Source organism: Mesorhizobium sp. M1163, assembly GCF_040318415.1.
Lineage (GTDB): Bacteria > Pseudomonadota > Alphaproteobacteria > Rhizobiales > Rhizobiaceae > Mesorhizobium.
The window spans coordinates 1-787 of sequence record NZ_JAMYMF010000108.1 but is presented as its reverse complement, the minus strand read 5'-3'; the positions used below and the strand labels follow the sequence as shown (position 1 = coordinate 787).

Here is a 787-nt window from a genome sequence, read left to right as displayed (position 1 = left end):
CTTGTCGAGCACGGCATCCCGAAGGAACAGATCGCACAAGCCATCGAGGCTTCCCGGCGGTTCTTCGCGTTGCCACAGTCGATCAAGGAACGCTACGGTCACGCCTCTCAAGACGTGTACCCCACTGCCGCCCGTGGATACAGTCCCTTGCACGGCGAAATGCTACATCCCGAGGCCGGCTTCGATCCAAAGGAAGTGTTCGACCTCGGAATCGAGAACGAAGGCGACCGGCGTCCGTTTTCCGGACGCACGCGCCTTCCGGATGACGCCTTGGCTCCTGGTTTCGCACGAAGCCTGCTCGCTTTGCAGGCTACCGTGCTCAACGGGGTTGTTCCGCAGATCGGGAACGCGCTTGCCGACCTGATCGATATGGAACAGGGCTGGTTCCGGCGCCATTTCAGCCCGCCGACGCTCGGGCAACGCGTGATCCGGTATCCAGCTCGCGGCGGCACGTGCGCCAAGCACACCGATCATGGCTTCTTCACGCTGTTGCTGCAAGAGGAACTCCCCACGCGCTCCTTGCAGGTGTGGTTCCGCGGGCGATGGATGCCGGTGCCGAGCCTGCCCGACAGTCTCGTAGTCAATCTGGGCGACATGCTTCAGACCATGAGCGACGACCGCTTCAAGAGTACGCCGCATCAGGTCGCGCATAGCGGTCCGACTGACCGAATTTCGCTTCCCTTCTTTATCTATCCCGACATCGACGCTCGCCTGACTTCGCGGCAAGGGCAGCACGCCCTTAGTGTTGTCGAAACGATGCTGCGCAACGTGGAGTCAATCTGGGTAA

1 protein-coding gene is annotated in these 787 nt (G+C 61.2%); it reads left to right on the top strand.

Annotation, left to right across the window (positions count from 1 at the left end; translation table 11 throughout):
- A partial coding sequence (locus NKH43_RS35225; RefSeq protein ID WP_352862063.1) for a 2OG-Fe(II) oxygenase family protein occupies nt 1–787 on the top strand: 787 nt, incomplete at both ends.